Origin of the sequence: Sulfitobacter sp. AS92 (genome assembly GCF_038900015.1) — a bacterium.
In the GTDB taxonomy this organism is placed as follows: Bacteria; Pseudomonadota; Alphaproteobacteria; order Rhodobacterales; family Rhodobacteraceae; genus Sulfitobacter.
Map to the genome: position 1 here is coordinate 154,402 of NZ_JBBMQL010000006.1, position 17,858 is coordinate 172,259.

The window sequence follows — 17,858 nt, forward strand, 5'->3', positions numbered from 1 at the left end:
CCTATCTTAATAGGCGGGAGAAAACAGCACAAACCGTCCCCTGTAAGGCCGACGTTGCGAAAATATCTGCTATACAGGTCAGCAACTGTGACCTATATAGGGGCCAATCATGCAAGACTGACGTGCTAGGGAGGGCCCGCCATGACAACGCAAAAGATCTCACTTAACGACCGTTTCGACCTTGAGAAAAGCCCGGTGCTGCTGAACGGCACGCAGGCGCTGGTTCGGTTGATGATGATGCAATCCGCACGCGACCGCGCGGCGGGGCTCAATACCGCAGGCTATGTGACTGGTTATCGCGGCAGCCCACTTGGCGCGGTTGACCTGCAGATGCAGCGCGCTGAGAAGAAACTCGCCGAACATAGCGTGCGCTTTGAGCCGGGGCTGAACGAAGACCTCGCGGCGACGATGCTTTGGGGCAGCCAGCAGGCGGAACTGCGCGGTGAGGGGAAATACGACGGTGTTTACGGCCTGTGGTACGGCAAGGGGCCGGGGGTCGACCGCACCGGCGACGTGATGCGCCATGCGAATATGGCCGGTACTTCGCCTCATGGTGGTGTGCTGATGGCGATGGGGGATGACCATACGGGCGAATCCTCGACCGTGTTGCACCAGTCGGAATGGGCGATGGTGGATGCCTATATGCCCGTGGTTTCGCCTGCCGGGGTGCAGGAAATTCTCGACTATGGCATCTATGGTTGGGCGTTGAGCCGTTTCTCGGGTCTTTGGGTCGGCCTGAAGACGATGAAGGACACGGTGGAGGCCACCAGCGTTGTGAACGGTGATCCGAACCGGATGAAGCTGATCACGCCAGAGTTCGACATGCCGGACGGCGGCTTGAGCATTCGATTGGGCGACACGCCGCATCTGCAAGAAGCGCGGATGATCGATTACAAGCGCTTTGCGGCCGAGGCATTCTCCCACGCTAACAAGATGGACAAGCGCATGTGGGGTAAACGCGGAGCCAAGATCGGCTTTGCCGCGGCGGGTAAGAACTGGCTCGATCTGGTCCATGCGCTGAGCCTGCTCAATATTGATGAGAACGAGGCCGAGCGCCTTGGGATCACCACCTATAAGATCGGCCAGACCTTCCCGCTGGATATGCAGGGGTTCCATGAGTGGGCCGATGGGTTGGACCTGATCGTGGTGGTCGAAGAAAAGCGCAAGCTGATCGAGATCCAGATCAAAGAAGCATTGTTTAACGACACTCACCGCCGCGTTTATGGCTGGCACAAAAGTGGCGCGGGCATGGAGCATGGCGAAGAGCTGTTCCCGACCCGTGGCGCGCTTGACCCGATCCTGATTGCCGAGAAGATTGGCGGCATTCTGCTGGAAGAGGGCCGCGAGACTGACGGTATTCGCGCCGGGCTGGAAGCGCTGAACGAGGCGCGCCGCTCGGACAATGCCGAAGATATCGCCGCGCGTCTGCCGTATTATTGCGCGGGCTGTCCGCACAACTCCTCGACCAAAGTGCCCGAAGGCTCGCGTGCCTATGCGGGCATCGGCTGTCACTATATGGTGCAGTGGATGGATCGCGAGACCACCGGCTTTACCCATATGGGCGGTGAGGGCGCGAACTGGATCGGCGAGGCGCCGTTTTCTAATACCAAACATGTGTTCCAGAACCTTGGCGACGGCACATACAACCACTCGGGCGTGCAGGCGATCCGTGCGGCGCTCGCCGCGGGGACCAATATCACATATAAGATCCTCTACAATGACGCCGTCGCGATGACGGGCGGTCAGCACAACGAGGGCGATCTGGATGCCTACCGCATCGTCGCGGAGCTGAAGGCGATGGGCGTGAAGAACGTCGCTGTGGTCTATGACGAGAAGGAAGACGTGGACCTTGCGCGCTTCAAGGGCGTCGAGGTGCATGAGCGCGCCGAAATGCCGAACGTGCAAAAGGCCTACCGCGAGCATGAAGGCGTCAGCGCGATCGTCTATATCCAGACCTGCGCTGCGGAGAAGCGCCGCCGTCGTAAGCGCGGGCTGTTCCCGGACCCGGATAAGCGGGTGTTCATCAACGAGGACGTTTGCGAGGGCTGTGGCGATTGCGGCGTGCAATCGAATTGCGTGGCCGTGGTGCCGAATGAGACAGAGCTGGGCCGCAAGCGCGCGATTGACCAATCGTCCTGCAATAAGGATTTCTCCTGTGTGAATGGCTTCTGCCCGTCCTTCCTGACGCTGGAAGGCGCGAAGGTCCGCAAGGACCCGACGACTGAGTTGACCATCCCTGACCTGCCGATGCCGGAGTTGCCCACGATCAATGGCACCCACAACGTCGTCATCACCGGCGTTGGCGGCACCGGTGTTGTGACCATCGGCGCGCTGCTGGCACAGGCGGCGCAGTTGGATGGCAAGGGCGCAGGCATGATGGAGATGGCGGGCCTTGCCCAAAAAGGCGGCGCGGTGCATATCCACTGCCGTCTGGCCGAGCGCCCTGAAGACATCAGCGCGATCCGTGTGGCAACTGGCGAGGCGCATGCGCTGATCGGCGGGGATCTGGTGGTCTCTGCTGGGCACAAGACGCTGGGGCTGACCCGTGCGGGCCGCACCGGGGCGGTGGTGAACTCTCATCAGATCATCACCGGCGATTTCACCCGCGACACTGAATTCCAGATGCCTTACGACCGCCTGTCGCTGGCGCTGGAGGCGCGATTGCAGGACGACGTGGCAATGTTCGACGCATCCGATTTGGCGAAAGCTGCTTTGGGCGACTCGATCTTCTCCAACATGATGATCTTTGGCGCGGCGTGGCAGCGCGGGTTGCTGCCGCTGACTTTGGAAAGCCTGCACGAAGCGATCCGCATGAACGGTGCAGCGGTTGAGCGCAACATGCGTGCGTTTGAGATCGGTCGTTGGGCCGTGCTTTACCCCGAAGATGCGGCGAAGGTGAGTCAGCCCAGCAAGGTGGTGGAGCTGCCCAAGTCGTTGGACGACAAGATCGCCTTCCGTGAGACCCATCTGACTGAGTATCAGGGCAAAGGGTTGGCCAAACGGTATGCAAAGATGCTGGGTGGGATCGAAGACCGTGATGTAAAGGCAGCTGTTGCCATGGGTTATCATAAGCTCTTGAGCTACAAGGACGAATATGAAGTCGCACGCCTACTCATCACCAGCCGTGATAAGGCCCGCGCCGAGTTTGACGGCGACTTTAAAATGACCTTCCACATGGCACCGCCGATCTTGTCGAAAATGGGGCCGAACGGTCGGCCCCAGAAACGCGAGTTCGGTCAGTGGCTCGAAGGGCCTTTGCGGGTCATGGCAAAGTTCAAGGGTCTGCGCGGCACGCCGTTCGATCCCTTCGGCTATACCGCTGAGCGCAAGATGGAACGTGCGCTGATCAAGCAGTATGAGGCGGACATGTCCGAAGTATTGCCAAAGCTAACCAATCAAACCCGTGATGCCATCGTGGCACTGGCCGAACTGCCGCTGCAGATCCGGGGCTTTGGCCCGGTGAAACAGGCGAATGAGATCAAAGCTGCGAAACGGCGTGAAGAACTGCTGGCGGTGATCCGCGCAGGCGGTACCGCAACGGCCAAGGCAGCGGAGTAATATCTCTGTTACATTTCTGTCTTATAAATCGCCTCAGTTCGATCCTGAGGCAGAGATGTGACCCACGCCCGTGACATAAGCTATGCCCATTCCGCCCGCAGCCGGGGCGGGCGGGCGCTGATCCGTTTGCTAGAAAACACCACTGGGCGGGTTTCCTTGTTGAAACGCGCTGAGGGCTATGAGGCTGATTTGGCCGCGGGGCAGGGGTTCTTTGATGCGATTGTGCGGCGCTGCGGCCTGACACTAGAGGTGATGCGCGGCGCATTGGAGGACATTCCGACCAACGGCCCGGTAATCCTGATCGCCAACCACCCCTACGGCATTCTCGATGGGCTGATGCTCGGCCATGTCCTTAGCCAGACGCGGGGCGATTTTCGGATCATGGCCAACGCGGTGTTCAGCCAAGCACCTGATTTGGCGCATCATCTTTTGCCGATCAGCTTTGACGAGGATCGGGAGGCGTTGGCGCTTAACCTCGCGACGCGCCGCAGTGCGCTCAGCTATCTGGAGCGGGGCGGCGCGATTGGCATTTTCCCCGGCGGCACCGTCAGCACCGCCGCGCGGCCCTTTTCGCAGCCGATGGACCCAGGGTGGCGCAGTTTTACCGCGCGGATGATCGCCAAATCCGATGCCACGGTGGTGCCGATCTATTTCGACGGCCACACCAGCCGGCTGTTTCAGATCGCCAGCCATTTGCATGCTAATCTGCGCATGGGCCTCCTAATCAAGGAGTTCCGCGCCCGTGTCGATACGCCTGTGCGCTTGGCCATCGGCGCGCCCATCCCGCGCGCGGCGCTGGACCCGCTTGCAGGCGATGCAAAAGCGATGATGGATTTCCTGCGCAAAGCCACATATGAGTTGTCACCGAAGCCGGGCCAATATCAGGGTCTTGGCTATGAGTTTGAGGAACGGCATAGAGCCGACAGGTGACGACGGACCATGGCAGTTGGTATTTTCGATTCGGGGCTGGGCGGGCTTACCGTCTGGAGCAAAGTGCAAGAACGGCTGCCGGAGGTGGATTTTGTCTATCTCGCTGACAGCGCGCATGCGCCCTACGGCGTCCGCAACGCCGATGATATTTATGAGCTGACCTGCGCCGCCGTGCAGCGGCTGTTTGATGCGGGCTGCGATCTGGTCATCCTTGCCTGCAACACCGCCTCTGCCGCCGCGCTGCGCCGGATGCAGGAGGGCTGGATCCCGCGCGAGAAACGGGTGCTGGGGGTCTTTGTGCCATTGATCGAGGCGATGACCGAACGCCAATGGGGCGACAATTCCCCGCCGCGCGAAGTGGCAGTGAACCATGTGGCACTTTTCGCCACGCCGGCGACGGTGGCAAGCCGCGCCTTTCAGCGCGAACTGTCCTTCCGTGCCATTGGCGTTGATGTCGAAGCGCAGGCCTGCGGTGGGGTGGTCGATGCCATCGAAGAGGGCGATATGATCCTCGCCGAAGCGCTGGTGCGCAGCCATGTCGATGCATTGAAACGCAAGATGCCCAACCCAGACGCGGCGATCTTGGGCTGTACCCATTATCCGCTGATGCAAGAGGCGTTTCAGGCGGCTTTGGGCGCAGATGTTAAAGTGTTCAGCCAAGCCGAGTTGGTGGCGGCTTCCTTGGCGGACTATCTTGAGCGGCACCCCAATATGATGGGCAGTGGCGAGGCGGCCTTTCTGACCACCGGAGATCCCGCCCGCGTGAGCGACCGCGCGACGCAGTTCCTGCGACGACAGATCACATTCACCGCCGCCTGAATTCCCATTACAAATCGCTCCGAACAAGGGGACAGACCATGACCCAGAACATCGCCATTCTTGGCGCCTCCGGCTACACCGGGGCAGAACTCATCCGGCTGATTGCTAGCCATTCTTCGATGAAGATCACCGCTTTGGGGGCGAACTCCAAGGCGGGGCAAAGCATGGCGGAGGTCTTTCCGCATCTGCGCCACCTTGATCTGCCCGCGCTGGTCACCATTGAAGAGATTGACTTTTCTCAGATTGATCTGTGTTTCTGCGCGCTGCCGCATAAGACCAGCCAAGAAGTCATCTCAGCACTGCCTAAAGATCTAAAGATCGTCGACCTTTCCGCTGATTTCCGCCTGCGCGATCCCGAGGATTATGCCAAATGGTACGGCAACAAACACGCGGCTGTCGACGTGCAGAAAGAGGCGGTTTACGGTCTCACCGAATTCTACCGCGAAGAAATCGCCGCCGCGCGCTTGGTGGCGGGTACGGGCTGTAACGCGGCCACGGGGCAGTTTGCGCTGCGCCCGCTGATCGCCGCGGGTGTGATTGATCTAGATGACATCATTCTCGACCTGAAATGCGCGGTCTCGGGCGCGGGGCGCTCGCTGAAGGAAAACCTGCTCCATGCAGAGCTGAGCGAGGGCTACCACGCCTATGCGCTTGGCAGCACGCATCGCCATTTGGGTGAGTTCGATCAGGAATTCTCGGCCGTCGCTGGGCGGCCCGTGCAGGTACAGTTTACCCCGCATCTGGTGCCAGCGAACCGCGGTATCTTGGCGACCTGCTATGTCAAAGGGGATGCGCAGGTCATCCATGAAACGATGCAAAAAGCCTATGCGGATGAGCCCTTTATCCAGGTGCTGCCTTTTGGCGAAGCGCCCAGCACGCGGCATATTCGTGGCTCGAATTTCTGTCATATCGGCGTGGTGGGCGACCGCCAGACAGGGCGGGCAACGGTCGTCGCAGCGCTCGACAATCTGACCAAGGGCTCAAGCGGGCAGGCGTTGCAGAACGCCAACCTGATGCTGGGCCTGCCGGAAACGGAGGGGCTGATGATGGCCCCGCTCTTCCCATGAAGAGCCTGAAGAAACAGCGCCGCATCCAGATCATTGCCGTGGCGGCGGTGGCCTTGGTGCTATCGACCGCATTGATCGGTTACGCGCTGCGCGACGGGATCAACTATTTCCGCGCGCCGAGCCAAGTGATCGCCGAGCCACCCGGCCCGGCAGAGGTTTTTCGCATCGGCGGGCTGGTTGAGGAAGGCTCGCTGAAACGTGGGCAGGGCGAGGCGATTCGCTTTGCCGTGACCGATGGCGGGGCGACCGTTCCGGTTGTTTTCACAGGCGTCTTGCCGGATCTTTTCGAAGAAAACCAAGGTATGGTCGGCACCGGGCGTTATATCGACGGGGTCTTCGAGGCCTCTGAAATCCTTGCGAAACATGACGAGACTTACATGCCCAAGGAAGTGACGGACGCTCTGAAAGCGCAGGGCGTTTACCGCGAGCCTGAAGGGTAAGCTTCGCGCAACGCGCGGTTTCCTGAACCTGCATTAACCATTCCGGCAGAGCCTGTTTTCACCCAAGACAGGAGAGCCCGTGATGCAGTCCGTCCGAGAGATCGCCAGCGCCATCGTCGCCCGTGAGGGCGAGTTTGTGAATGATCCCGATGACCCCGGCGGCGCGACGAATTTTGGGGTGACGATCCATGCCATGCGCCGATTGGGGCTGGACTTGACGGGTGATGGGTCGGTCGACGTGGCCGATGTGCGCCGCCTTAGCCGCGCGCAAGCGGTGGATATCTTTGTCAGACATTACTTCAACGCCCCGCGCATCGCGGAATTGCCCGCGCCTTTGCAGCCGAGCGTTTTTGACATGTATGTCAACGCAGGCAGCAACGCGGTGAAGATCCTGCAAAGTCTACTGCGAGAGATGGGCCAAGACATCGCGGTTGATGGTGCCATCGGGCCGCAGACCATCCGTGCCGCTCATACCGCGATCACCGCCGCGCCCGCGCATCTGGTCGACGCTTACGGCATCGCGCGGCGCAACTACTACTTCCGTCTGGCCGACCGCCGCCCCCCGAGCCGCAAATATGCGCGCAGTCGGGCAGGCGGCAAAGGCGGCTGGATCCGCCGAGCCGAAGAATTCATCGCGCCGCAGTATCACATGACGAATGCGGCCTTTGCACAGAGGGTCGCACAATGGGACTGATCGAACGCATCTTCACGACTGTCTTCGGTGGTGAGCGCAATGTCATCCGCGACACGGTCGAAGTGTTCCGCGAGAATGCCGAGGCCGGAGCGCAGCGGGCCCATACGGTACAGGGCCAAGCAATGGCGCAATATGGGGCAGAGTTCGCTCATCCCCGGCACGGCGGATTTGACCGTTTCATGGATGGGCTAAACCGCCTGCCGCGTCCGATGCTGGCTTTGGGCACCCTAGGGTTGTTCGTCACAGCAATGATCAACCCGCTGTGGTTTGCAGAGCGAATGCAGGGCATTGCCCTTGTGCCGGAGCCGCTGTGGTGGCTGTTGGGTGTAATCGTCTCCTTCTATTTCGGCGCGCGACAGCAGGTTAAATCGCAAGAGTTTCAGCGCGCCATCGTGGGCACCATTACGCGGGTGCCGCGGGTGGTCGAGAATATCGAGACTCTGCGCAAGTTGCGCGCCGATACCCCGCGTGTGGCCGACACGGGTGCAGACAGTCGATTGGCCCTCGCGGCAGTTGAACCGTCAGACAATCCCGCCCTAGACGCATGGCGCCGCAGCCGCGCCTGACTGCGACCGATTGACCGTATCCCACGTCTGATTTGCCATGGCTTAGGGGGCGCTGTCCCCCTATAGTCCGGCCCATGATTACAGAGCTTGGACATTTCGCGCTGGTGCTCGCCTTTGGCGTGGCCTTGGTACAAATGGTGGTGCCGATGTGGGGTGCTTGGCGGGGCCGTGCAGCCTGGATGGCGGTGGCCGAACCGGCGGCGGCGGCGCAGTTTATCCTGATTGCACTGTCGTTTGGCGCGCTGATGTGGGCCTTTATCACGTCAGATTTCAGCTTGCGGCTGGTGGTGGCCAACAGCCATTCCGCCAAGCCGATGCTCTACAAAATCAGTGGCACATGGGGCAATCACGAAGGCTCTATGTTGCTGTGGGTGCTAATCGTAGCACTTTTCGGAGCGATGGCCGCGTGGTTTGGTGGCAATCTGCCGCCGCGCTTGCGCGCGCGGGTGCTGTCGGTGCAGGCGGCGATTGGCGTGGCTTTTCTTGCGTTTATCCTCTTCACCTCTAACCCGTTCTTGCGCATGGGCACACCGCCCTTTGACGGCCAAGACCTGAACCCGCTGCTGCAAGACCCGGGATTGGCCTTTCATCCGCCGTTTCTCTATCTCGGCTATGTCGGCCTCAGCATGGCGTTTAGCTTTGCTGTGGCGGCGCTGATTGAAGGGCGCGTTGATGCCGCTTGGGGCCGTTGGGTGCGTCCGTGGACGCTGGCGGCTTGGGTTTTCCTGACCATTGGCATCGCGCTTGGGTCTTGGTGGGCCTATTATGAGCTCGGTTGGGGCGGTTTCTGGTTCTGGGATCCGGTTGAGAATGCCAGCTTCATGCCGTGGCTTCTTGCAGCAGCGCTGTTGCATTCAGCCATCGTGGTGGAAAAGCGCGAGAGCCTTAAAAGCTGGACAATCCTGCTGGCAATCCTTGCATTTGGCTTTTCGCTAATCGGTACATTTATCGTGCGTTCGGGGCTGCTGACCTCGGTTCATGCCTTCGCAAATGACCCTGAACGTGGGGTGTTTATCCTCGCCATTCTGGGATTTTTCACCGGCGGCGCTTTAATACTCTACTCCCTGCGCGCTTCTGCACTTGAGGCCAAGGGCGTCTTTGGCCTGCTCAGCCGTGAGACCGCCTTGGTGGTGAACAATCTGCTGCTAGCGGTGGCTTGTTTCGTTGTTTTTGTTGGCACGATGTGGCCGCTGGTGGCTGAGATGTTCCTTGATCGCAAACTTAGCGTCGGCCCGCCATTCTTTAACGCCGCGTTTACGCCTTTCATGGTAGCGCTAGGGCTCATCTTGCCGATTGGCAGCGCCATGCCGTGGAAACGTGCCAAGGTCATGCGCGCCCTCTATCCGCTGCGCTATGTCTTCTTGTTGGCGCTGGCGCTTGGCGGGTTGGCATTTGCGATGCAATCCGGACGCGGGTTGCTTGGGCCGGTGGGCATGTTCCTCGGGGCATGGCTGATCATGGGCACGGTGGTGGATGTGATGCAGCGCCTTGGCCGGGGGCCGGGAAAATTGCGCCGCCTGCGGCGCTTGCCGCGTGCTGATTGGGGCAAGGCCACGGCACATGGTGGTTTGGGCGTTACGATGGCCGGGATTGCGGGGCTGATGGCCTGGGCGGTGGATGACATCCGCGTCGCCCAGATTGATGAGCCTTTCGACGTGGGCAGCTATACGCTGACCCTGCACAATGTGAGTGAGGAGCGGGGGCCGAACTACCTGACCACCATTGCAGAGCTTTCCTTGGCGCAGGACGGCAAGACGATTGCCACTCTTCGGCCAGAGAAACGTTTTTATCCAGTGGCGCAGATGCCGACGACCGAGGCGGCGATCGACTATAACCTCGCGCGCGATGTTTATGTGGTGATCGGCGATGAACAGGACGGCGGTGGTTGGGCTGTACGGACCTATATCAAGCCGATGACCAATTGGATCTGGATCGGTTGCGCGCTGATGGCGCTTGGCGGGGTCTTGAGCCTGAGCGACCGGCGTTTCCGAATTGCGGCGGGTGCGCGCAAGCAGCCAGCGGGCGTGCCCGCAGAATGAAACGGCTTTTGTTGATCCTCACGCTGCTGGCAAGCCCGCTTTGGGCGGTACAGCCCGACGAAATTTTGGCGGATCTCGCGTTAGAAGCGCGCGCGCGACAGTTGAGCCAAGGGCTGCGCTGCCTTGTTTGCCGTAACGAGAGCATCGACGAAAGCAATGCGAGCCTTGCCCGAGACCTGCGGCTGCTCCTGCGAGAGCGGTTGGTCGCGGGTGATAGTGACGCGGAAGCGGTGGATTTCATTGTAGCGCGCTATGGTGAGTATGTGCTGCTGAGCCCCCGGGCCACGGGAGCGAACTGGTTGCTTTGGGGGGCAGGGCCGCTGATGCTTTTACTCGGCGGGGGGCTGGGGCTGGTTTATCTACGTAGCCGCGCACGCGCCAAGACGGCCACAGAGGCACCGCTTTCGCCCGAAGAAGAAGCGCGCCTGCGAGATATTCTAGATACCTGACGCCCGGTTGTACTGGCCGTTGCAGGTCGCTTTGATATGCTACCTATAAGCAATCAAGGATATCGAAATGGACTATGAAACGATCACCTATGCGTTGACGGATGGCATCGCGCTGATCACGCTCAACCGCGCTGATAAGATGAACGCCTTGACCACTCAGATGCGGGCGGAGCTGACCCACGCTGTGACCGAAGGCGGACGCGAGGGGCGGGTCGTTGTGCTGACGGGTGCCGGACGGGCCTTTTGTTCGGGGCAGGATCTGGCAGACAGGGCAGGCGGCGTGGCCGATCTAGAGAAGACCCTGCGCGAGGAATACGCGCCCTTGCTGCGCGCCATTATCAACTGTCCGGTGCCGATAATTGCCGCTGTGAATGGGCCAGCAGCAGGCGCGGGCGCCAATATCGCGCTGGCCGCCGATGTCGTTTTCGCCAGTGAGAGCGCTTATTTCATGCAGGCGTTCACCCGTATCGGCCTTATTCCTGATGCAGGCGGCACCTATGCAATGCCGCGCCAGATGGGCATGGCCAAGGCCATGGGGGCTGCGCTTTTTGCCGATAAGATCACAGCGTGTCAGGCAGATGACTGGGGTATGATTTGGCAGGCAGTACCAGATGAAGAATTCGATGCCCATTGGCGGGCCAAGGCGGCGCAACTCGCCAGTGGGCCGACCGCCGCCTATGCGGAGACGAAAAAGGCGATCCGTGCGTCGTGGGACAATGGGTTGGAAGATCAACTGTCGCTTGAGGCCGAGGCACAGGGCCGTTGCGGGAAATCGCATGACTTTGCCGAAGGGGTCACGGCCTTCACACAAAAGCGCAGCCCCAAGTTTCAGGGCCGCTGAGCGCTAGCAGGTACGTTCGACCAGCAGCACATCATCTGCGGAAGGCGCGGGGCCACTGGCCCGCGCCACCACCGCCACGGCGACGCCATCGGCCAATACCGTATGAACCGAGCAGGAAACCTGCGCGATCGTGATCCGCGGCGGGGTCTGGCCCTTGTCGTAAACCACGGCGATTTGGTCACAATCATGCAGCGTGTCCGGCACCAGCGCACATTGAGGACCGGACAAATCACTGGCTTTTGAAGGGGATAGCCCGGTCGCCCAGTCCCAGCGAAGGCCTTTGGTCCTATCTGATGCGGTCATTTCGCGCTCCTTCGTCAAGGCCCTGCTGCGGGGCAGCATTATAGATCAGTTCAACCGGGCGGTCTGATCGCGCGAGGGGTAATCCCAAACCAATGCGCCACCACAGCTCTCCACCCGGAAAGTCATCTTGGTTCTTAGTTAACTTTGATGTGGGAATCCCGTCAAGCGTGTGTGACGCATTGTTACCTGCTGCGAAACAGTGCCGTAATTTCGCCGTATTTTCGGCTTTGGTGTTTCGAAACTGGCAAAACGCTTGGAAACATTCACTCATTTTCAAGCCCATTACCTACGCTGAGCTGAAATGCATATTTACGTGCGATTCGGAAGCACGCCATTCGTATAGGTAGCTATGCTTTTATTGTCGCGTTTTGGTCAACAACCTGGACCGGATATGTCGTTTGTAGGCAAGAGGGGAAACGAGAAACGCCCCGGGAATCCGGGGCGTTTGCTAGGGTTTAAGAGGCGCTGTTCAGCGGTTCTCGATATCGACGTAATCGCGTTTATCCTCACCAAGATACAGCTGACGTGGACGGCCAATTTTAAGCTGCGGATCGCTGATCTGTTCTTTCCACTGCGAAATCCAGCCCACGGTCCGCGCAAGGGCGAAGATCGGCGTGAACATCGACGTGGGGAAGCCCATCGCTTCGAGGATGATGCCCGAATAGAAGTCGACGTTCGGGAAAAGCTTCTTCTCCGCGAAATACGGGTCTTCCAACGCCGCTTTTTCCAGTTCTTTGGCAACCTGAAGGATCGGGTTGTTCTCGACGCCCATCAGTTCCAGAACCTCGTCGGCGCTTTCTTTCATCACGGTCGCGCGTGGGTCGTGGTTTTTGTAGACGCGGTGACCAAAGCCCATCAGGCGGAAAGGATCGTTCTTGTCTTTCGCGCGGGCGATGAACTCAGGAATGCGATCGGGCGTGCCGATTTCCTTGAGCATTTCCAGGCAGGCTTGGTTCGCACCACCATGCGCCGGGCCCCAAAGGCAGGCGATGCCAGCGGCGATACAAGCGAAGGGGTTCGCACCCGAAGAAGACGCCAGACGCACCGTCGAGGTCGATGCGTTCTGCTCATGATCGGCATGGAGGGTGAAAATCCGGTCCATCGCACGGCTCAGGATCGGGTTTACCTCATGATCTTCGGCGGGCACGGCAAAACACATGCGCAAGAAGTTCGACGCATAGTCGAGATCGTTGCGCGGATAGATAAAGGGCTGACCGATGGTGTATTTATAGGCCATGGCCGCAATCGTTGGCATCTTCGCGATCAAGCGGATCGTGGCAACTTCGCGCTGGTGCTCGTCGTTGATGTCGGTGCTGTCATGGTAGAATGCCGACATCGCGCCGACCACACCGACCATGATGGCCATCGGGTGCGCATCGCGGCGGAAACCACGGAAGAAATTCATCATTTGCTCGTGCAGCATGGTGTGATTGGTCACCAAGCATTCGAATTCTTCCAGCGCTTTGGGGCCGGGCAGTTCACCGTAGAGCAGCAGATAGCAAACTTCGAGGTAGTGCGATTTGCTTGCCAGTTGTTCGATCGGGTAGCCACGGTGGAGCAGCACACCTTCGTCACCATCGATAAAGGTGATCGTGCTGTCGCAGGCCGCGGTCGAGGTAAAGCCCGGGTCATAGGTAAAGACGCCCGCCTGCGCATAGAGCTTGCGAATGTCGAGCACATCAGGCCCGTCGGTCGGGCTGTGGATCGGCAGCTCGTAGGTCTTGTCGTCGATCGTCAGCGTTGCGGTTTTATTATTATTGGTCATGAAGTCCCTTCCCGAATGTAGGCTGCGGAGTTGTGCCCCGCCGTCTGGGCCTAGCCCCAGTAGGGGCCGTCCCGTTCAGTTATATCCTGCCGCGGTAAGAAGTGGTTAACCAAAACTTAGGCCGCAGCATCTGTCAGTCGGGCAAGGGTTTCATCGCGCCCCAGCACCAACATCATGTCAAAAACCGATGGGGTGACTGCCCTGCCAGCCAAGGCCGCCCGAAGGGGCCCTGCCAGCTTGCCAAACTTGGTGTCCTGCGCGGCAGCAAAGCCGTTCAGTACCTCCTCCAGCGTTTCCTTATTCCAGCTAGCATTTTGCAATTGCGGCGTCAATTCCGACAGTATGCCACGGGATACCGTATCGAGGTTCTTCGCTGCTTTCTCGTCCGGGGTGATCGGACGCGCGGCAAGAACAAAGGTAGCTTTTTCAAGAAGTTCCGGGAAAGTCTTCGCGCGATCCTTGAGGCAATACATCGCACGCTCCAAACCCTCGGCTTGGGCTTCCGTAAGGGAAGGTAGACCGGCAGCATCCAAATAGGCCTCGATTTCGCGCCGCAGCGCGGCATCATCGGCCTGTGCGATATGCTGACCGCAGAGGTTTTCCAGCTTTTTCAGGTCAAATTGCGCGGGGCTTTTGCGGATACCGTTAAGGTCAAACCACTCTTGCGCCTGCGCGTCAGTGAAAAATTCATCATCGCCGTGGCTCCACCCCAGCCGCGCAAGGTAGTTCCGCATGCCAGCGGCCGGGAACCCCATAACCTGATATTCCTGCGCGCCCAACGCGCCGTGACGCTTGGAGAGTTTCTTGCCATCGGCCCCATGGATCAATGGAATATGCGCCCAGACCGGCACATCCCAGCCCATCGCCTCATAGATCATCATCTGCCGGGCGGCATTGTTCAGGTGATCGTCGCCGCGGACAACATGGGTTACGCCCATGTCGTGATCGTCCACCACAACAGCCAACATATAGACCGGCGTGCCGTCGGAGCGCAGCAGGATCATATCGTCAAGCTGGTCATTGCGAATTGTCACATCGCCCTGAACCTGATCGCGGATCACGGTGGTGCCTTCCAGCGGTGCCTTAATGCGGATCACATACGGCGCGTCGGGGTGGCTGGCAGGATCACTGTCACGCCAAGGTGACCGGTAAAGCGTGCTGCGGCCTTCGGCCTTGGCCGCCTCACGGAAGGCTGTGATTTCATCTTGGGAGGCAAAACATTTATAGGCTTTGCCCTGAGCCAGAAGTTCATTTGCCACTTCGGCATGGCGTGGGGCATTCTCAAACTGGCTGACGATCTCGCCGTCGTGGTCCAGACCCAGCCACGCCATCCCTTTCAGAATCGCTTCTGTCGCCTCGGGCGTGGAGCGCGCGCGGTCGGTGTCTTCGATACGCAGCAGGAACTTACCGCCACGGCCGCGCGCGTACAGCCAGTTAAACAGGGCGGTGCGTGCGCCGCCGATGTGCAGAAACCCGGTGGGCGAAGGGGCGAAACGGGTCACGACGGGGGCGTTCATGGCGGGAGGCCTTTCGGTTAGAGGTATGGCGTTTGGGGCAGTGTTTACCAAATGGTAACCACCCCGATCCTAGAATTTAACGTCTGTCTACCCAGTGCGATCCGCGGGGGCAAGCATGGGCCTTTTGAACCTTTTCAGCACCGTGATGCTTCGCCAGCGGGGGCATCTGTTTGGCTGGGTGCCGGTTTGCCTCGCGGGGGGGATCGGTTGGTACTTTTCACTGTCGGTGGAGCCTTCTTTGCCGGTGCTCTGGGGAATGGTGCTTGCCGTGGCAGGGTTAACGGTCGTGGCGCGGTTGCTGCCAGAGGTCACTGCGCCCTTTGCCGTCGGCGCCGCCTTGGTTCTGCTTGGTCTGCTCATTGCTGCATTCCGCGCGCATTCCACGGCAGCCCCCGTTCTCGGCTGGCGCTATTACGGCGCAGTTGAGGGGCGGGTCATCGCGCTGGATCGCAGTCAGTCGGATGCACCGCGCGTCACCCTTGATCAAGTTCGGCTGGACCGCATTCCACTTAAGCGGACCCCGACAAGGGTTCGGGTATCTTTGCATTCCAAAACCCCCGGCTCAATAGAGTTGACACCGGGTATGCGGGTGATGACGACGGCGCACCTGTCGCCCCCCGCCGGACCGGTAGAGCCGGGAGGCTTCGACTTTCAGCGCCATGCGTGGTTTGCCGGATTGGGCGCGGTCGGCTACGCGCGCGTGCCGCTTTTGGGTATCGCCAAGCCAACCGAAGGCGAATTGAGCCTGGTGCTTTTTCGTCTTCGTATGGCGGCCTCGGCCCGGGTGCGTCATCATCTGCCCGGCGATATCGGAGGGTTCGCGGCGGCCATCACGACCGGAGATCGCAGCGCCATCTCTCAGCAAGCGCTGCAAGACCTGCGCAGCAGCAATCTGGCGCATCTGTTGGCGATTTCCGGCTTGCATATGGGCCTGCTCAGCGCTGTGGTTTTTGGCGGGCTACGGCTGATGTTGGCGCTGCATCCGGTCACCGCCACACGCTGGCCAAGTCGCAGCATCGCGGCAGGTGCGGCACTAATCGCCGCCACTGGCTATCTTGCGCTATCCGGCGGAAATGTCGCGACCGAGCGGGCCTATGTGATGTGCGCGGTTGCCTTGTGCGCGCTGATGATTGGCCGGCGTGCCATCTCGCTCCGTGCGGTGGCTCTCGCGGGTATCATCGTATTGGCCCTGCGCCCCGAAGCGCTCATGGGGCCAGGATTTCAAATGTCCTTCGCCGCAACTACTGCGCTGGTCGCGGTTTTCGGATGGATGCGCGATTTCGAAGGGGAGGTCATACCCCGTCGCCTGCGCCCGGTGGCTGCTGTGGTGATTTCCTCTGCGGTCGCGGGGTTCGCCACAGCGCCGATTTCAGCGGCGCATTTCAACACGGTTCCGCATTATGGGCTTGTGGCAAACTTGCTGTCAGTCCCCCTGATGGGGGTCTTGGTGATACCTGCGGCCGTATTAGCCGTCTTGGTTGCGCCCTTTGGGCTGGAAGGTATTCCGCTTTGGGCAATGGGGCTTGGCCTTAGATGGATACTTTTTGTTGCCGAGGGTGTTTCAAACCTTCCCGGCGCGCGCAGTTTCGTGCCCGGACCGGGAGGCTGGGTGTTACCGCTCTTAGCCCTCGGATTTTTGTGGCTTCTTATCTGGCAAGGGAGCCTGCGTTGGTTAGGTTGTCCTGTAATGGTGTTGTCGTTGATAGTCTGGCAAGCAACGACGCGGCCAGATGTGCTTGTCGCCGACACCGGCACACTTGTTGGCATAATGACCGCCGAAGGGCGGGCGCTGAGCAAAGAAAAGGGCGCAGGGTTTATTGCCCGAAACTGGCTTGAGAACGACGGTGATGGCGTCGATCAATCTGTGGCAGCCGCACGTTGGGCAAAGAACGCGACGGGCATTATTCACCTTTCAGGAAAGCGCGCCGCCGCCGCGTTTCGGGGCTGCCGCCGGGGCGAGATTGTCATCGCCTCGGTCCAAATGGAGCCAGACCCAGCCTGGAATTGCCGAGTGTTCGATCCCATCCAATTACGGGAAACAGGTGCTTTGGCGCTTTGGAAAATGCCTGAAGGCTGGCATATTACCACGGCAAAAGAACACGCCGGCGCGCGTCTGTGGAACAGCAGGTCTGCACGCGGCGCAATTCATTAATAGGTTCGGATAAGCCCTACAAGACGCCCCTGAACCTTAACCTTATCTGAGGGCAGCACGCGTGTTTCATAGGCTGCGTTGGCCGCTTCCAAAGCGACTGAGGCACCCTGTCTGCGGAACCGCTTCAGCGTGGCCTCTTGGTCCTCTACCAGCGCGACCACGATATCACCGTTATCAGCAACCGATGTCTCACGGATCACCACGATGTCACCATCGTTAATTCCGGCCTCAATCATCGAGTCGCCACGCACCTCAAGCGCATAGTGCTCCCCTTGACCGGCAATCATACCGCCCGGCACCGTAACGCTGTGAGATACCTGCGAGATTGCCTCAATCGGAACGCCGGCGGCGATACGGCCCATGACGGGCACGTCAAATGCATGTTGTGCAGTGACCGGCTGCGCAGAGTGGGGCGGCGGGCTGTCGGGGCGATCCCCGTCAATAACGCGGGGGGCAAAGCCAGGAGCGCCACCCAGGCTCTCGGGCAGTTTGACCACTTCAATGGCGCGGGCCCGGTGGGCAAGCCGCCGAATGAAACCGCGTTCTTCCAATGCCGTAATCAACCGGTGGATGCCTGACTTGGACCGCAAATCGAGCGCCAGTTTCATTTCATCAAAGCTGGGCGGAACGCCATCCCGCTGAACGCGCTGGTGAATAAAAGACAGCAAATCGAGTTGTTTTTTGGTCAGCATCGTACGTCCCCTGAAGCTTTTCTTTG

At 59.9% G+C, this 17,858-nt stretch carries 15 protein-coding genes; 11 read left to right on the top strand and 4 right to left on the bottom strand.

Annotated features, from left to right (window positions below; genetic code table 11):
• Positions 1 to 141: 141 nt before the first annotated feature.
• From WNY61_RS12680 to WNY61_RS12725, 10 genes are all read left to right on the top strand, one after another.
• The gene (locus WNY61_RS12680) at positions 142 to 3,558 is read left to right on the top strand and encodes an indolepyruvate ferredoxin oxidoreductase family protein (RefSeq protein ID WP_342851782.1); all 3,417 of its coding nucleotides are present in this window, start codon (positions 142 to 144) and stop codon (positions 3,556 to 3,558) included.
• A gap of 57 nt (positions 3,559 to 3,615) precedes the next feature.
• Positions 3,616 to 4,488: a lysophospholipid acyltransferase family protein gene (locus tag WNY61_RS12685; RefSeq protein ID WP_342851783.1), complete on the top strand. Its 873-nt coding sequence runs from the start codon at positions 3,616 to 3,618 to the stop codon at positions 4,486 to 4,488.
• Between the two features lie 9 nt (positions 4,489 to 4,497).
• Positions 4,498 to 5,307, top strand: coding sequence for an aspartate/glutamate racemase family protein (locus tag WNY61_RS12690; protein WP_342851784.1), 810 nt, complete (start codon positions 4,498 to 4,500; stop codon positions 5,305 to 5,307).
• 38 nt (positions 5,308 to 5,345) lie between these two features.
• Positions 5,346 to 6,374 (top strand): N-acetyl-gamma-glutamyl-phosphate reductase, encoded by a 1,029-nt coding sequence (argC, locus tag WNY61_RS12695; RefSeq protein WP_342851785.1) that lies wholly within the window; start codon positions 5,346 to 5,348, stop codon positions 6,372 to 6,374.
• Positions 6,371 to 6,814, top strand: coding sequence for a cytochrome c maturation protein CcmE (gene ccmE, locus WNY61_RS12700; protein WP_342851787.1), 444 nt, complete (start codon positions 6,371 to 6,373; stop codon positions 6,812 to 6,814). The genes argC and ccmE overlap by 4 nt, the downstream gene beginning before the upstream one ends.
• 82 nt (positions 6,815 to 6,896) lie before the next feature.
• Positions 6,897 to 7,508 carry a holin-associated N-acetylmuramidase gene (locus WNY61_RS12705; RefSeq protein WP_342851846.1) on the top strand — a complete coding sequence of 204 codons (612 nt, stop codon included), beginning with the start codon at positions 6,897 to 6,899 and terminating at the stop codon, positions 7,506 to 7,508.
• Positions 7,499 to 8,074, top strand: coding sequence for a holin family protein (locus WNY61_RS12710; RefSeq protein WP_342851788.1), 576 nt, complete (start codon positions 7,499 to 7,501; stop codon positions 8,072 to 8,074). Before WNY61_RS12705 ends, WNY61_RS12710 begins: the two co-directional genes overlap by 10 nt.
• A 74-nt stretch (positions 8,075 to 8,148) precedes the next feature.
• Complete coding sequence (locus WNY61_RS12715) at positions 8,149 to 10,113, top strand: heme lyase CcmF/NrfE family subunit (RefSeq protein WP_342851789.1); 1,965 nt, start codon at positions 8,149 to 8,151, stop codon at positions 10,111 to 10,113.
• Positions 10,110 to 10,562: a cytochrome c-type biogenesis protein gene (locus WNY61_RS12720; RefSeq protein WP_342851790.1), complete on the top strand. Its 453-nt coding sequence runs from the start codon at positions 10,110 to 10,112 to the stop codon at positions 10,560 to 10,562. The genes WNY61_RS12715 and WNY61_RS12720 overlap by 4 nt, the downstream gene beginning before the upstream one ends.
• 67 nt (positions 10,563 to 10,629) lie before the next feature.
• A complete protein-coding gene (locus tag WNY61_RS12725; RefSeq protein WP_342851791.1) occupies positions 10,630 to 11,403 on the top strand; it encodes an enoyl-CoA hydratase-related protein in 774 nt (257 codons plus the stop codon).
• 3 nt (positions 11,404 to 11,406) lie between these two features.
• Here WNY61_RS12725 and WNY61_RS12730 read toward each other — a convergent pair whose 3' ends face one another.
• The 3 genes from WNY61_RS12730 to gltX form a co-directional block, all read right to left on the bottom strand.
• The gene (locus tag WNY61_RS12730) at positions 11,407 to 11,706 is read right to left on the bottom strand and encodes a hypothetical protein (protein WP_342851792.1); all 300 of its coding nucleotides are present in this window, start codon (positions 11,704 to 11,706) and stop codon (positions 11,407 to 11,409) included.
• Between the two features lie 469 nt (positions 11,707 to 12,175).
• On the bottom strand, positions 12,176 to 13,471 hold the full coding sequence (locus tag WNY61_RS12735; RefSeq protein ID WP_342851793.1) for a citrate synthase: 1,296 nt from the start codon (positions 13,469 to 13,471) through the stop codon (positions 12,176 to 12,178).
• Positions 13,472 to 13,587: 116 nt separating this feature from the next.
• The gene (gltX, locus tag WNY61_RS12740; RefSeq protein WP_342851794.1) at positions 13,588 to 14,988 is read right to left on the bottom strand and encodes a glutamate--tRNA ligase; all 1,401 of its coding nucleotides are present in this window, start codon (positions 14,986 to 14,988) and stop codon (positions 13,588 to 13,590) included.
• A 115-nt stretch (positions 14,989 to 15,103) separates the two neighbouring features.
• Between gltX and WNY61_RS12745 the strand changes: the two genes are divergently transcribed.
• Complete coding sequence (locus tag WNY61_RS12745; RefSeq protein WP_342851795.1) at positions 15,104 to 17,140, top strand: ComEC/Rec2 family competence protein; 2,037 nt, start codon at positions 15,104 to 15,106, stop codon at positions 17,138 to 17,140.
• On the opposite strand, the gene lexA is transcribed toward WNY61_RS12745, so the two are convergent.
• On the bottom strand, positions 17,137 to 17,832 hold the full coding sequence (gene lexA / locus WNY61_RS12750; RefSeq protein ID WP_342851796.1) for a transcriptional repressor LexA: 696 nt from the start codon (positions 17,830 to 17,832) through the stop codon (positions 17,137 to 17,139). The genes WNY61_RS12745 and lexA overlap by 4 nt on opposite strands.
• Positions 17,833 to 17,858: the final 26 nt, after the last annotated feature.

Coding starts and splice junctions, on each gene's coding strand:
- WNY61_RS12680 (WP_342851782.1), top strand. CDS start 142: ATGACAACGCAAAAGATCTCACTTAACGACCGTTTCGACCTTGAGAAA.
- WNY61_RS12690 (WP_342851784.1), top strand. CDS start 4,498: ATGGCAGTTGGTATTTTCGATTCGGGGCTGGGCGGGCTTACCGTCTGG.
- argC (WP_342851785.1), top strand. CDS start 5,346: ATGACCCAGAACATCGCCATTCTTGGCGCCTCCGGCTACACCGGGGCA.
- ccmE (WP_342851787.1), top strand. CDS start 6,371: ATGAAGAGCCTGAAGAAACAGCGCCGCATCCAGATCATTGCCGTGGCG.
- WNY61_RS12705 (WP_342851846.1), top strand. CDS start 6,897: ATGCAGTCCGTCCGAGAGATCGCCAGCGCCATCGTCGCCCGTGAGGGC.
- WNY61_RS12710 (WP_342851788.1), top strand. CDS start 7,499: ATGGGACTGATCGAACGCATCTTCACGACTGTCTTCGGTGGTGAGCGC.
- WNY61_RS12715 (WP_342851789.1), top strand. CDS start 8,149: ATGATTACAGAGCTTGGACATTTCGCGCTGGTGCTCGCCTTTGGCGTG.
- WNY61_RS12720 (WP_342851790.1), top strand. CDS start 10,110: ATGAAACGGCTTTTGTTGATCCTCACGCTGCTGGCAAGCCCGCTTTGG.
- WNY61_RS12725 (WP_342851791.1), top strand. CDS start 10,630: ATGGACTATGAAACGATCACCTATGCGTTGACGGATGGCATCGCGCTG.
- WNY61_RS12730 (WP_342851792.1), bottom strand. CDS start 11,706: ATGACCGCATCAGATAGGACCAAAGGCCTTCGCTGGGACTGGGCGACC.
- WNY61_RS12735 (WP_342851793.1), bottom strand. CDS start 13,471: ATGACCAATAATAATAAAACCGCAACGCTGACGATCGACGACAAGACC.
- gltX (WP_342851794.1), bottom strand. CDS start 14,988: ATGAACGCCCCCGTCGTGACCCGTTTCGCCCCTTCGCCCACCGGGTTT.
- WNY61_RS12745 (WP_342851795.1), top strand. CDS start 15,104: ATGGGCCTTTTGAACCTTTTCAGCACCGTGATGCTTCGCCAGCGGGGG.
- lexA (WP_342851796.1), bottom strand. CDS start 17,832: ATGCTGACCAAAAAACAACTCGATTTGCTGTCTTTTATTCACCAGCGC.